Consider the following 12,794-nt stretch of genomic DNA (forward strand, 5'->3'; position numbering starts at 1 on the left):
CCATGACCGCATGGACCGACCACCGCACCTTCCTGCGCCGCGCTCTGCGCCGGCCCGCCCTGATCGGCGCACCCGCACCGACCGGGGCGGCGCTGGCCGCGGAGGTCGCCGCGGTCCTGCCCGGCACCGGTACCCCGACCGTCGTGGAGCTGGGGGCCGGAACGGGCGCAATCTCCCCGGCGATCCGGAGCCGGCTCTCGCCGGGGTCGCGCTACGTCGCCGTCGAGGTGGACGGCGAGCTCGTCGCGCATCTGCGCCGCAGGATGCCGTGGCTGGAGGTGCTGCACGGCGACGCCGCCGACCTCGCGACGCTGCTGGACGGGGCCGGGGTCGGGCCGGTGGACGTGGTGGTCTCGTCGCTGCCGTGGACGCTGCTGCCCGCGGCCCGGCAGCGCGGCATGCTGGCCCGGATCGCGTCCACCCTCGCCCCCGGTGGCGTCTTCACCACCATCACCACCCTGACCGCCCTGCCCCCCAGGGTGCGTGAGCTGCGCCGCAGCCTCGACTCCACGTTCGCCGAGGTCGCCGCGACGGCGCCGGTGTGGCGCAACGTCCCGCCGTCGCGCCTCTACGTCTGCCGCGGTCCGCGATCGTGCTGACCGTGCTGCTCGACGCCATCGCGAGCCTGCCCGCGCCCTTCGTGCTCCTGGTCGCGGCGCTGGTCCTGGTGGCCGAGAGCGGCACGCTCGTGGGGATCGCGCTGCCGGGCAGCACGCTCCTGGTGGCGCTCGGGCTGTGGTCGCACACGGCGCCGGACGCGCTGCTGCCCGCCATCGCCGTCGCCGGGGCCGCCACGGTGACCGGCGCCCACGTCTCCCGGTGGCGTGGCCGGTCGCACCAGGGCGTGCTCCTGTCGGCCTCCGACTCCCCCGGGCGGTGGCGGCGGGCCGTGCAGGCGCGTGCGGTACGGGCGCAGCACTGGCTCGCAGGGCGGGGACCTGCGGCGACGGCCGTGCTCCTCGCGTGCGGACACTGGGCGGCCGCCGCCCGTCCGCTGATGCCGCGGATCGCCGGTGGGGCGGGAGTGCCCTACCGGATCGCCGGTCCGGCGATGGTGGCGTCGGGCACCGCCTGGGCGGCGACGTTCGTCCTCCTCGGCAACCGCGTCGGAGAGCACGTGCTCACCCACGGCACGTGGGTGCCCGTCGTGCTCGTCGTGGTGCTGATCGGGGGACTGACGCTGCAGTCCCGGCGGCGATCGGTCGCCACCGGCTCCTCCGTTCGGTAGCGTGCCGCCACCCGGATGGAGCTGAGCTGGCAACGAAACGCGCTCGCTGCTCCGGACGCAGCCGACCCGCGGAGGCAGCAGTGCGCTCGACGATCAGGACCCTCCTCGCTGCCGCCGTCGGTGCGGCGATCGTCGCGAGCGGGAGCGCGGTGTTCACGCTCACCGCGCCCGCCGCCACCCCCGTCGCCGCTCCCGGCGCGGCCGTCGTCGCCCCGTCCGCAGCACCCCTGACCACCAGCGCCACCGCCCCTCCCACCTCCGAGGCCGCCGAACCGCCTGCTGTGGTGCCGGCCGAGGCCCGGACCACCGCGGCCGCACCCGGCCGGCAGGTGGACCCGGTGCTCCGCGAACCCGCTGGTCGCTCCGTCCTCCGTGCCCCTCTGACCCGGGCGGAACGGGCGCGGCCCCCGTCCGCGCGGCCGGCCGCGGTCCCGACCCCGGTCGCCCCTTCCCCCACCGCGCTCCCCGAGACCCGGCGGTCCACCTCGCCCGAGCCGTCCCGCGACGGCGAGCGCGGCGACCACGCCGTCAGCAGGTCCCGCGACGACGGACCCCGGCGCCAGGACGACGGCGACGTGCTCGGCGAGCTCACCCGGCCGCTGCTCGACACGTGCGAGCGACTGCCGCTCGTCGGCCTCGTCTGCCGGTGATCACGGATTGATCACCATTGCCCGAATGCATCACCCGATCGGGTGTACCGGCTAACACTCATGACCCCGCGTCGATGGTCCTGATAGTCACTGTCGGCACGCAGAAGTGGGGATAGTCGTGGGGATCCCGTCCCGGTTGCTGCTCGCGGGCTCGCTGTTCGGGCTCGTGACCGCGAGCGGCGGAGCGATGCTCATCGCGACGAGCGGCACCGCCACCGCCGCCGAGAAGACACCCCGGTTCGACGAGACGGCGGCCGCCGCCGTCCACGCCCCCGAGTCCGGCACCACGGCCCCCGCCGCCGTGAAGGTGCCCGAGTTCGACAGCACGGTCCCCGATCCCGCCGCCCCCGTCGCCGCCCCGCCCGTCACGGGTGCACAGATCGCCGGACTCGCCCTGAACCCGGCGCGTGACCGCGTCGCCGCCATCCTCGCCGAACGCACGCGAGCCGAGGACGCGGCCCGAGAGGTGGCCGCGAAGGCCGCCGCGGCCCGCGCCGAGGCCCAGCGGGCCGCTGCCGCAAAGCCGCCGCCGGACCCGCGGCAGGAGGCCTACCAGCGCATGCACAACAGGATCCGCGAGGCGTGCGACGACGGGCGACTGCGCGGCTCGATCTGCCGAGGCACCTGACCCGCTCTCTCCACCCGCGCAGGCGGGACGCCTCCACCGCCCCGGCTGGTCGCGTCCGATTTCCGCCAGTGCAGAGGCGTTTGCGGTGGCAGAGTCAGTGTCGTGCTGCTGGACCAGGAACGCTGCTACCGCGCCGTCGCCGCCCGCGACGCCCGTTTCGACGGGCAGTTCATCACCGCCGTGCGCACGACCGGCATCTACTGCCGGCCGTCGTGCCCGGCCATGACACCCAAGCGCGCCAACGTCGAGTTCCTCCCGACCGCGGGCGCCGCGCAACAGCGCGGCTACCGCGCCTGCCGCCGCTGCCAGCCCGACGCGGTGCCCGGCTCGCCCGACTGGAACATCCGCGCCGACCTCGCCGCCAGAGCGATGCGGCTGATCGCCGACGGTGTGGTCGAGCGCGACGGCGTCGTGGGGCTCGCAACGCGGCTCGGGTACTCCGAGCGCCAGCTCAACCGGGTCCTCACCGCCGAACTCGGCGCCGGGCCGCTCGCCCTGTCGAGGGCGCACCGGGCGCACACGGCCCGGCTGCTGATCGAGACCACCCCGCTGGGGATGGCCGACATCGCGTTCGCGGCCGGGTTCGCGAGCGTCCGGCAGTTCAACGACACCGTGCGCGAGGTCTACGGAGTCCCCCCGACCACGCTGCGCACGGAGGCGGGCAGGCGCCGAGGAGCGGTGCCCGCCCCGGCCGGGACGCTCGTGCTGCGCCTGCCGTACCGCCCACCGTTCGACGGCGACGGCCTGCTCGCGTTCTTCTCCGCGCGCGCTCTGGACGGCGTCGAGTCCGTGGTGGACGGCACGTACCACCGGACACTGCGGTTGCCGCACGCCGCGGCCACGGTGGCGCTGGACCTCCGGCCGACGGACCGCGGCGGCGCCGCCACCACCGGCCACGTCGTGGCCTCCGTGCGGCTCGGCGACCCGCGCGACCTGGGGCCCGCGGTGGCCCGGCTGCGCCGGCTGCTCGACCTCGACGCCGACCCGGTCGCCGTCGACACACTGCTGGGTGCTGATCCCGACCTGGCCCCGTCCGTGGCCGCGACGCCGGGCATCCGGCTCCCGGGCACCGTCGACGGCGTCGAGACGGCGCTGCGCACCGTGCTCGGACAGCAGGTGTCGGTGGCCGCAGCCCGCACGGCGGCATCACGGCTGGCCGCTGCGCTCGGCGAGCGGCTGCCACCCCAGCTGACCGGTGCCGCATCCGCGGACGCCGAGCACGACCCGCCGGACCTGCTGTTCCCCACCGCTGCCGCGATCGCCGAACGCGGTGCCGAGGTGCTCACCGGCCCGGCCACACGCATCGCGACCGTGCTCCGGCTGGCCGAGGCGGTGGCGGACGGCTCGCTCGTACTCGACGCGGGGCGCGACCCCGCCGACCTGCGGGCCGCCCTCATCGCCCTGCCCGGCATCGGACCGTGGACGGCGGGCTATCTCGCGATGCGGCTGCTCGGCGATCCCGACGAGCTGCTCGCCACCGACCTCGCGGTGCGCCGCGGTGCCGCCGCACTCGGACTTCCGTCCGATGTGGACGGGCTCGCCGCACGCGCCGAGAACTGGAAGCCGTGGCGGTCCTACGCCGCCACCCACCTGTGGCGGACCGCCGCCACCACACCGTCCAGGAGGACGTCATGAGCACTGCCGTGTGGTCCACGCTCGACACACCGATCGGGCCGTTCACTGCCGTCGTCGACGAGGACGGGGCCGTCATCGCCTCGGGCTGGACGGCGTCCCTCGATGAGCTGCTCCCGCAGATCCACCTGTCCCTGCGGCCCACCGAGCTCGTCGCAGGCGACATCGGCGCCGTCGGGGACGCGGTGATCCGCTACCACGAAGGAGAGCTCTCGGCCGTGGCCGACGTGCCGGTGCGGCAGCGGTCGGGCGAGTTCCTCCAGCACGCCTGGGACGTGCTGCGCACGGTGCCACCCGGCGCCCCGGTGACCTACACCGAGTACGCGGCAAAGGCAGGCAGGCCCGCGGCGGTGCGGGCCGCGGCGTCGGCGTGTGCGCGCAATGCCGCAGCCTTGTTCGTGCCCTGCCACCGCGTGCTCCGTACGGACGGCACGCTGGGCGGCTTCCGCTGGGGCGTCACCGCCAAGGGCTGGCTCCTGAAACACGAAGCCCCAGGCGCCTGAGGCCCCTCCGCTGGGGGTTCAGGGGCCGCCACCCGCTTCTCGACCATCTGTTCGACCGCTCGGCGATTGGTGTGGCCCGTTGGTCCGCGGGTCCGGCGCGCCTGTCCCGATTCCGTCGGGGGCGCGGTGCACGCTGATCTCCGTGGACACCGCCACCGTCTCCGTGCTGCTCATCGGTCTGGTCGTGGGCGCCACGCTCGGTGCGGGCGCCGTCTGGCTCCTTCTCGCGTCCCGGTCCCGGGTGGCCACCGCGGAGGCCGGGCGCGCGGCGGCCGACGCCTCCGCCATGGCCAGGGCCGACGCCGCAGGTCTGCGCGCTGAGCGCACCGGGCTGCTGGAGCGGCTCCACCAGCTCACCGAGCAGTTCGAGCGGGCCTCCGAGCGCCTGCGCCACGCGGAGTCGGAGGCGGCGGCGGCCCTGGCCGCGCTGCAGAGCGAACGGGAGGCGGGCGCCCAGCGCGAACAGCTGCTCACGCGCCGGGACACCGAGCTCAAGCAGGCGTTCCAGGCTCTGTCGGCCGACGCGCTGGCCCGCAACAACGAGCAGTTCGTCACGCTGGCCGAGGGCCGTATCAAGGAGGCCACGGCCGCGCTGGCCGCGAAGGCCGACGGCGACGCCACGAGCCGCGCCCAGGCCATCGCGCGGCTGCTCGACCCGATGGCGTCCACGCTGCAGCGCGTCGAGGGGCAGCTGCGCACGGTCGAGAAGGAACGCGAGTCGGCGTACGCGGGGCTGCGCGAGCAGGTCAGCGCCATGCGGTTCAGCTCGGAGCAGCTGCAGCACGAGACCAAGCAGCTCGTCAACGCGCTGCGCGCCCCGCAGGTGCGCGGTCGCTGGGGCGAGCTGCAGCTGGAGCGGATCGTCCAGCTGGCCGGCATGGTCGAGCACTGCGACTTCTCCACGCAGGTCACCGGGCAGGGCGAGGACGGCACGGTCCGGCCCGACATGGTCGTGCACCTGGCCGGGGGCAAGCAGGTGGTGGTCGACGCCAAGGTGCCGTTCGCGGCCTACCTGGAGGCCGTGGAGAGCCGCGACCCCGACGTGCACCGCGAGCGGCTCGCGGCCCACGCCCGGCAGCTGCGCCAGCACGTCGACGCGCTCTCGGCCAAGAGCTACTGGGCGGCGTTCGAACCGTCGCCCGAGTTCGTCGTGCTGTTCGTGCCGGGCGACCCGTTCCTCGAGGCCGCACTCCAGGCCGACCCAGCGCTGCTGGAGCACGCGTTCTCGCACAACGTCGTGGTCGCCACGCCCACCACGCTCATCGCGCTGCTGCGCACCGTCGCCTACAGCTGGCGGCAGGAGGCGCTGGCCCGCAACGCCGCCCAGGTCCACCAGCTCGGCAAGGAGCTCCACAGCCGCCTGGCCACGATGGGCACCCACGTCGCCAAGTTGGGGCGCAGCCTCGACTCGGCCGTCGCGAGCTACAACCAGACGGTCTCCTCGCTGGAGGCGCGCGTGCTGGTCACCGCGCGCAAGTTCACCGACCTCGAGGTGGCCGACGAGGAGATCGCCGCCCCGGCTCAGGTCGAACGCGCGCCACGCACCGTGGCCGCCCCTGAGCTCGTGGCGTCTGCGGCCGACTCACTGGTCGCCCTCCATGAGCTCAGCCGCACCGAGCGGCCTGCCGGCGACGGTCGGCCGGAGAGCAGAGCTACCGTGACCAGGTGAGCGAACGCGGCGTACGGGGCTCCGGGGGCAGGTGGCCGATGGCCGACCGGTCCCTGCTGGCCACGGTGCTCGGGGTCCCGCCCATTGCGGCGGTCGGGCTCGGCGCCGTGCTGACCGCGGTGGGCGTGTTCGTCGACCTGGTCCGCGTCGGCAGCCTCGATCTGGTCTTCACCATCTGCTACATCGCCGGATGCGTGCTCGCGGTGGCCTGGGTGCGCCGCGACGGGCTGTTCGGGCCCATGGTCCAGCCGCCGCTGCTGGTGGCCGTGGCGGTGCCCGTGGTGGTGCTGGCCGCCGGGTCGCCGAAGCCGGGCGCTGGCGTGACCGAGCGCCTGCTCGTAGTGGGCGCACCGCTGGTCAACGCGTTCCCGACGATGGCGTGGACAACCGGCGTCGTGCTGGCCCTCGGCGTGTTCCGGCTGATCGTGCAGCGCCCGCTCGACGCTCCGACGGCGGATGCGGGCCCGCCCACGAAACCGCCGGTCAGCGCCCGGCGGAGCTCTGCGCGGCCCGCGCGGGGCGAAGCTCGCGGGGCAACGAGAACGTCAGAGTCTCCTCGGCGGTCGTGATCTCCTCCATGGAGTTCCAGCCGCGCTCGGCGAGGTGGTCGAGCACGCCCCGCACCAGCACCTCCGGCACCGATGCGCCGCTGGTGAGCCCCACCGTGCCCACGCCGTCGAGCCAGCTCTCGTCGATCTCCCGCGCGTAGTCGATGAGGTACGCGGCGCCTGCCCCGGCCTGCAACGCCACCTCGACCAGCCGCACCGAGTTGGACGAGTTCTTCGAGCCCACCACGAGCACGAGGTCGCACTGGGCGGCCATCGCCTTGACGGCGACCTGCCGGTTCTGGGTGGCGTAGCAGATGTCGTCGCTCGGCGGGTTCTGCAGCGACGGGAACCGCTCCCGCAGCGCGCGCACCGTCTCCATGGTCTCGTCGACCGACAGCGTGGTCTGCGAGAGCCACACGACGCGCTCCGGATCCCGGACCGTGACGCCTGCCACATCGGCTGCGGTCTCGACGAGCTGGATGTGGGCCGGAGCCTCCCCGGCTGTGCCCTCCACCTCTTCGTGACCGTGGTGGCCGACGAGGAGGATGTCGTAGTCCTCACGGGCGAAGCGCTTGGCCTCGTGGTGGACCTTGGTGACGAGCGGGCAGGTGGCGTCGATCGTGCGCAGCTCGCGCTGGCGGGCCTGGTCGCGCACCGCGGGGGACACCCCGTGGGCCGAGAACACCACGAGCGCACCCTGCGGGACCTCGTCGGCGTCGTCCACGAAGATCGCACCGCGCTCGGTGAGCGTCTCCACGACGTGGACGTTGTGGACGATCTGCTTCCGGACGTACACCGGCGGGCCGTGCTGCTCGAGCGCCTGCTCCACGGCCTCGACGGCCCGGTCAACACCTGCGCAGTAACCGCGCGGCTTGGCCAGCAGTACGCGCTTGTTCGCTCCGGACATGTCCCCAGCCTACGGCCCCCGCCCGATCGCGCAGACGTCGTGCACCACGCGAAACCCCCAGGCTGCTCCCCGGCACCCGGCAGGGGAGACTGGAGGCATGAGCCCGCTGCCGCTGCCGGTGCGGATTGCCGCCGGTCTTGTCGCCACCGCCGTGGAGCAGGCCCGTGACCTGCCCCGACTCGTCGTCGAGCTCCCCGTCACCGCGGTGAGCCAGGCCCTGCAGGCGTCCATGCGCGTGCAGCAGAAGGTCACCGAGCTGGCGATCAAGGGTGATCGCGCCCTCGGCACGCTGCGTCCGGTCGAGGAGCGGCCGAGCTGGGCCGTCTTCGACGACGAGGAGCCGGTGGAACACAACGGCGGGAGCAACGTCAGCGAGCTGCACCAACGGGCGCGGGACGCCGTGGTCACCATCGCCGCCGAGCCCGCACCGGCTCCCGCGGAGCCCGAGAAGGTGGTGGAGACGGCAGCCGAGGTCGCGGCCGAGACCACTGCCACCGCGGCGGGTCATGCCTCTCCCCAGAAGTCCGGCACCACCGTCGCCGGGAGCGCGGGACCGAACGTCCTGCCCGGCTACCGGGAGCTGACGATCCCCCAGCTGCGCGGCCGGCTGCGCCACCTCGGCGTGGAGGACCTGCGGGCGCTCCTGGACTGGGAGACCACCCACGACAACCGTCCGCCGTTCGTCACGATGCTCTCGAACCGGATCACCACGGTCACCGAAGGGTGACCCAGCCGAACTCCCCCGAGCAGCCGTGGCCCGTCCGCACGGTCGCCAGGAAGATCGCCGAATGGATCGACCGGCTCGGGGCGGTGTGGGTGGAGGGCCAGCTCGCCCAGGTCACCGCCCGCGCCGGCACCGGCACCGCGTTCCTGGTGCTGCGCGACCCGGCCGCGGACGTGTCGCTGCAGCTGACGGCGCCGATCGGCCTGGTGCGTGACGGCGGTCCTGCGGTGGCCGAGGGCAACCGGGTCGTCGTCCACGGGAAGCCGTCGTTCTTCCTCGGACGGGGCACGCTCAGCCTGCGCGTCGACCAGATCCGCGCCGTCGGTATCGGGGAGCTGCTCGCGCGGATCGAGCGCCTGCGCAAGCTGCTGGCGGCCGAAGGACTGTTCGACCCGGCCCGCAAGCGCCGGCCGCCGTTCCTGCCCGGCTGCATCGGGCTCGTCACCGGCCGGGCGTCGGCGGCTGAGCACGACGTCGTGTCGAACGCGACGGCACGCTGGCCGTCGGTCCGCTTCCGGATCGAGCACACCGCCACCCAGGGCGCGCTGGCCGTTCCGCAGATCGTCGACGCGCTCGCCGTGCTGGACCGCGACCCGCAGGTCGACGTGATCGTGCTGGCCCGTGGCGGCGGCAGCGTCGAGGACCTGCTCCCGTTCTCCGACGAGACGCTGTGCCGGGCCGTCGCTGCCTGCCGCACCCCTGTGGTGTCGGCGATCGGCCACGAGCCGGACACCCCGCTGGTCGACCACGTCGCCGACGTCCGGTGCTCCACGCCGACGGAGGCGGGGCGCCGTCTCGTTCCGGACCTGGCCGAGGAGACCGCGCGCATCGCGGGGCTGCGCGACCGCGCCCGGCGTGCGCTCGCCGGCTGGGTGGACCGCGAACAGCGGCTGCTCACCGCGCTGCGTGGACGGCCGGTGCTGGCCGACCCGCTGCAGGCACTCGACGGACGCGTCGCGGAGGTCGAGCGGCTGCGCGAGGCGGCCCGTGCCTGCCTCGTGCGCGGCCTCGACCGCCGGGGCAGCGACCTGGACCACGTCCGGGCACGGTTGACGACGCTCGGTCCGGCCGCGACGCTGGCCCGCGGATACGCCGTGGTGCAACGCGTGCCCGACGGCACCGAGCCGGGCGCGGTGCTCCCGGTCCTGCGGTCGACCACCGAGGTGGAGCCGGGAGCCCGGCTGCGGATCCGGGTGGCCGACGGGGCGGTCGCGGCCACCGTGGCGGACGACAGCGCACCCGGCAGCACCGACCGCGGCGCAGGCGACGGGGCCGCCGATGGCGATACGGCGAAGCCGCCGCGTACCCGGAAGAGAAAGGCGAGCACGACATGACCGAACAGCCTGGCGTCGACGGGCTGGGCTACGAGCAGGCCCGCGACGAGCTCGCCGAGGTGGTGCGCGCTCTGGAGACGGGCGGGCTCGGCCTGGACGAGTCGGTGGCGCTGTGGGAGCGGGGCGAGGCCCTCGCCCGCCGGTGCGAGCAGCAGCTGGCAGGCGCCCGGGAACGCGTCCAGAAGGTCCTGGACGCGACCGACGCCACCGACTGAGCCACCCCCCATGCGGGGCCGCTCAGCGGGGAGGGATCGGGGTGCTCGTCTGTGCTGCTTCGGCCAGGGTGCGGAACGACTCCTCGGACCCGCTGCCCGTGATCAGCATCCGCACCGGCGCACCGCCCGGCGTCGCGACCTCGGTGATCCAGATCGGCTCGTCCCGCGGGCCGGACGTGCCCTGCCCGCCGTAGGCGACCCACTGCTGCCCGTCGACGTCCACCGGGCCGCGCCCCGGCACGGCTTCCTTACCGGCCACGACGGCCAGCAGCGCCTGCTCGGACGCGTCGCTCTGCAGCAGGCTCAGGAAGCGGCCGTCCGGCGTGATGTAGCCGACCTGCACGGCCTTCCCGCCCCCGTCCACGGGGTCCTGGTCCACGGAGTTCGACCGCCAGTCCGCCGGCACCGCCGGGACCCGCACGGGGAACGGCACATTCGGCGCGAGCTGGCGCAGCTCGGCAGGAGCGTCGACCACCGGGACGGCGCCGGGGTCGACGGTCGGCCCGCCCGGCGCGAACGACCACGACCCCTGCAGCCCGGCAATGGCGATCACCACGACGATCAGCACGCCCAGCGCCACGAGCATGTCGCGCATGGTCATCGCCGACCGCGGCGGTTTCGACGGCGGGCCGGGGTCGGGGCGGGCGGTCGGCCGAGGCGGCAGGTCGGGGTCGGAGGTCACGGCACCCATCGTCCCAGCACGTGCGCATCGTCTCAGCCGCGCCGCTTTCCGGCGTCTTGACCACCGTTGGTGATGCCGATCTGCCAGGATCAGGAGCGATCCCAACGGCCCCCACGGGCACCGCACGTGCTCGCCATCAGGAGGAGGAGCCGCAGATGAGTGCTTCGGAGAACGGGACCACCGCGCGCGAACGGCGTCGGGAGGCACCCGATCGCAACCTGGCGATGGAGCTCGTCCGCGTCACCGAGGCCGCAGCCATGGCCGCCGGGCGCTGGGTGGGCCGCGGCGACAAGAACGGCGGTGACGGTGCGGCCGTCGACGCCATGCGCCAGCTCATCGGCAGCGTGTCGATGCGCGGCGTCGTCGTGATCGGCGAGGGCGAGAAGGACGAGGCGCCCATGCTGTTCAACGGTGAGGAGGTCGGCAACGGCGAGGGCCCGTGGTGCGACGTCGCCGTCGACCCGATCGACGGCACCACGCTGATGGCGAAGGGCATGCCCAACTCGGTGGCCGTGCTCGCCGTGGCCGAACGCGGCGCGATGTTCGACCCGTCGGCCGTGTTCTACATGGAGAAGCTCGCGGTGGGCCCCGAGGCCGCGGACGTCATCGACATCACCGTCCCGGTGGGGGAGAACATCCGCCGCGTCGCGAGGGCCAAGCACCTCGACGTCACCGACGTCACGGTGTGCGTACTCGACCGGCCACGTCACGAGTCGCTGGTGAAGGAGATCCGCCGCACGGGTGCGCGCATCCACTTCATCTCCGACGGCGACGTGGCAGGCGCGATCTCCGCCGCCCGCCCCAACACCGGTGTCGACCTGCTCTACGGCATCGGCGGCACCCCGGAGGGCATCATCACGGCGGCCGCGATGAAGTGCATGGGCGGCGCGATGCAGGGCAGGCTCTGGCCCACCGACGACGACGAGCGCGCCAAGGCCGTCGACGCGGGCCACGACCTCGACCGGGTGCTCACCACCGACGATCTCGTGCGCGGCGACAACGTGTTCTTCTGCGCCACCGGCATCACCGACGGCGACCTGCTGCGCGGCGTGCACTACCGCGCGGGTGGCTGCACCACGCAGTCGATCGTGATGCGGTCGAAGTCCGGCACCGTCCGGATGATCGACGGCTACCACCGGCTGACCAAGCTGCGCGAGTACTCCTCGGTGGACTTCGATCTGTCCGATGAGCAACTCGCCGCCGTCGAGCACTCTGCCCCTCCTCTTCCGTAGCTGAAACAATGCATTCCGTAATGGAATCGTGAGCAGGCACTCGCGCCCCCAGCCTTGATCGGGACGGGCCGACGACCGATGCTCAAAGGACCGGCCGCGCTGGGGTGCGCACGGGGGCCCACGGCCGGTCAGCTGGGTATCGAGCACGGGAGTTCGGCATGCGCGCGCTGAAGCTGTTGGGGATCATCGGGGCGGTGGTCCTCACGGCCCTGCTCAGCGGCGCGGCGGCCGGCACCGCGCCCACCAGCGTCGCGATCGTCTCGGCGGCCCTCATGGTGCCCGCCAACTCCGTGTCCACCGCCGGGGCCGTCGTGCAGCATGGCGCCGTAGCGCCGCCGGTCGCACAGGCTGTCGCTCCGGTACCGGCAGCCGCCCCGGCCTCCGCCCCCGTCGCTGTCCCGGCACCGGCAGCCCCGGCTCGCCCGGCCCCGGCGGCCGTCCCGGTCAGGCCCCGGGCGGTGCCCGGTACCCCCTGCATGTCCACGGCCGACGCATGCATCGACCTGTCGGCCAACCGCGCCTGGCTGATCAGCGGCGGTGTCGTGAAGTACGGCCCCGTCCCGATCACCCACGGGCGCGCCGGCTACCGCACACCGCCCGGCACCTTCAAGGTGTCGTTCAAGAGCATCAACCACCGCAGCTCGATCTACGACAACGCCCCGATGCCGTACTCGGTGTTCTTCAACGGCGGCATCGCCTTCCACCAGGGCAGTCTGAAGCAGCTCTCGCACGGGTGCATCCACCTCTCGCGTGCCGCCGCGCAGAAGTTCTTCGCCTCGCTGGGCGTCGGCGACGTCGTGCAGGTGGCACGCTAGCCGGTTTGGTGCCGTCGGGCACTCTCC

General features: G+C 73.9%; 15 protein-coding genes. 13 read left to right on the plus strand and 2 right to left on the minus strand.

What is annotated here, in order from left to right:
* The first annotated feature begins 2 nt into the window (after positions 1–2).
* From AC5L35_RS11080 to AC5L35_RS11115, 8 genes are all read left to right on the plus strand, one after another.
* Complete coding sequence (locus AC5L35_RS11080; protein ID WP_495059492.1) at positions 3–599, plus strand: class I SAM-dependent methyltransferase; 597 nt, start codon at positions 3–5, stop codon at positions 597–599.
* Positions 593–1,228, plus strand: a complete 636-nt coding sequence (locus AC5L35_RS11085; protein ID WP_495059493.1) for a DedA family protein — start codon at positions 593–595, stop codon at positions 1,226–1,228. Before AC5L35_RS11080 ends, AC5L35_RS11085 begins: the two co-directional genes overlap by 7 nt.
* Before the next feature lie 80 nt (positions 1,229–1,308).
* The gene (locus AC5L35_RS11090; RefSeq protein WP_495059494.1) at positions 1,309–1,878 is read left to right on the plus strand and encodes a hypothetical protein; all 570 of its coding nucleotides are present in this window, start codon (positions 1,309–1,311) and stop codon (positions 1,876–1,878) included.
* A 118-nt stretch (positions 1,879–1,996) separates the two neighbouring features.
* Positions 1,997–2,506 carry a hypothetical protein gene (locus AC5L35_RS11095; protein WP_495059495.1) on the plus strand — a complete coding sequence of 170 codons (510 nt, stop codon included), beginning with the start codon at positions 1,997–1,999 and terminating at the stop codon, positions 2,504–2,506.
* A 102-nt stretch (positions 2,507–2,608) separates the two neighbouring features.
* The gene (locus AC5L35_RS11100; RefSeq protein WP_495059496.1) at positions 2,609–4,141 is read left to right on the plus strand and encodes an AlkA N-terminal domain-containing protein; all 1,533 of its coding nucleotides are present in this window, start codon (positions 2,609–2,611) and stop codon (positions 4,139–4,141) included.
* Entirely contained in the window at positions 4,138–4,641 is a 504-nt protein-coding gene (locus AC5L35_RS11105) for a methylated-DNA--[protein]-cysteine S-methyltransferase (RefSeq protein WP_495059497.1), read from the plus strand. Before AC5L35_RS11100 ends, AC5L35_RS11105 begins: the two co-directional genes overlap by 4 nt.
* 142 nt (positions 4,642–4,783) lie before the next feature.
* Positions 4,784–6,310, plus strand: a complete 1,527-nt coding sequence (locus AC5L35_RS11110; RefSeq protein WP_495059498.1) for a DNA recombination protein RmuC — start codon at positions 4,784–4,786, stop codon at positions 6,308–6,310.
* The gene (locus AC5L35_RS11115; protein ID WP_495059499.1) at positions 6,307–6,879 is read left to right on the plus strand and encodes a DUF6542 domain-containing protein; all 573 of its coding nucleotides are present in this window, start codon (positions 6,307–6,309) and stop codon (positions 6,877–6,879) included. The genes AC5L35_RS11110 and AC5L35_RS11115 overlap by 4 nt, the downstream gene beginning before the upstream one ends.
* On the opposite strand, the gene AC5L35_RS11120 is transcribed toward AC5L35_RS11115, so the two are convergent.
* The gene (locus AC5L35_RS11120) at positions 6,794–7,765 is read right to left on the minus strand and encodes a 4-hydroxy-3-methylbut-2-enyl diphosphate reductase (protein WP_495059500.1); all 972 of its coding nucleotides are present in this window, start codon (positions 7,763–7,765) and stop codon (positions 6,794–6,796) included. The genes AC5L35_RS11115 and AC5L35_RS11120 overlap by 86 nt on opposite strands.
* Before the next feature lie 97 nt (positions 7,766–7,862).
* Between AC5L35_RS11120 and AC5L35_RS11125 the strand changes: the two genes are divergently transcribed.
* The 3 genes from AC5L35_RS11125 to AC5L35_RS11135 are packed head-to-tail and all read left to right on the plus strand — an operon-like array spanning position 7,863 to position 10,038.
* Entirely contained in the window at positions 7,863–8,492 is a 630-nt protein-coding gene (locus AC5L35_RS11125) for a lipid droplet-associated protein (protein WP_495059501.1), read from the plus strand.
* The gene (gene xseA, locus AC5L35_RS11130; RefSeq protein WP_495059502.1) at positions 8,489–9,823 is read left to right on the plus strand and encodes an exodeoxyribonuclease VII large subunit; all 1,335 of its coding nucleotides are present in this window, start codon (positions 8,489–8,491) and stop codon (positions 9,821–9,823) included. The genes AC5L35_RS11125 and xseA overlap by 4 nt, the downstream gene beginning before the upstream one ends.
* A complete protein-coding gene (locus tag AC5L35_RS11135; RefSeq protein WP_495059503.1) occupies positions 9,820–10,038 on the plus strand; it encodes an exodeoxyribonuclease VII small subunit in 219 nt (72 codons plus the stop codon). Before xseA ends, AC5L35_RS11135 begins: the two co-directional genes overlap by 4 nt.
* Before the next feature lie 22 nt (positions 10,039–10,060).
* Here the strand turns inward: AC5L35_RS11135 and AC5L35_RS11140 are convergent, their stop codons facing one another.
* Positions 10,061–10,720, minus strand: a complete 660-nt coding sequence (locus AC5L35_RS11140; RefSeq protein ID WP_495059504.1) for a DUF4245 domain-containing protein — start codon at positions 10,718–10,720, stop codon at positions 10,061–10,063.
* Positions 10,721–10,875: 155 nt separating this feature from the next.
* Between AC5L35_RS11140 and glpX the strand changes: the two genes are divergently transcribed.
* Both glpX and AC5L35_RS11150 read left to right on the plus strand, forming a co-directional pair.
* The gene (gene glpX / locus AC5L35_RS11145) at positions 10,876–11,952 is read left to right on the plus strand and encodes a class II fructose-bisphosphatase (protein ID WP_495059505.1); all 1,077 of its coding nucleotides are present in this window, start codon (positions 10,876–10,878) and stop codon (positions 11,950–11,952) included.
* Positions 11,953–12,110: 158 nt separating this feature from the next.
* Complete coding sequence (locus tag AC5L35_RS11150; RefSeq protein ID WP_495059506.1) at positions 12,111–12,767, plus strand: L,D-transpeptidase; 657 nt, start codon at positions 12,111–12,113, stop codon at positions 12,765–12,767.
* Positions 12,768–12,794: the final 27 nt, after the last annotated feature.

The sequence above is a fragment of the Pseudonocardia sp. OZ21 genome (assembly GCF_059359135.1).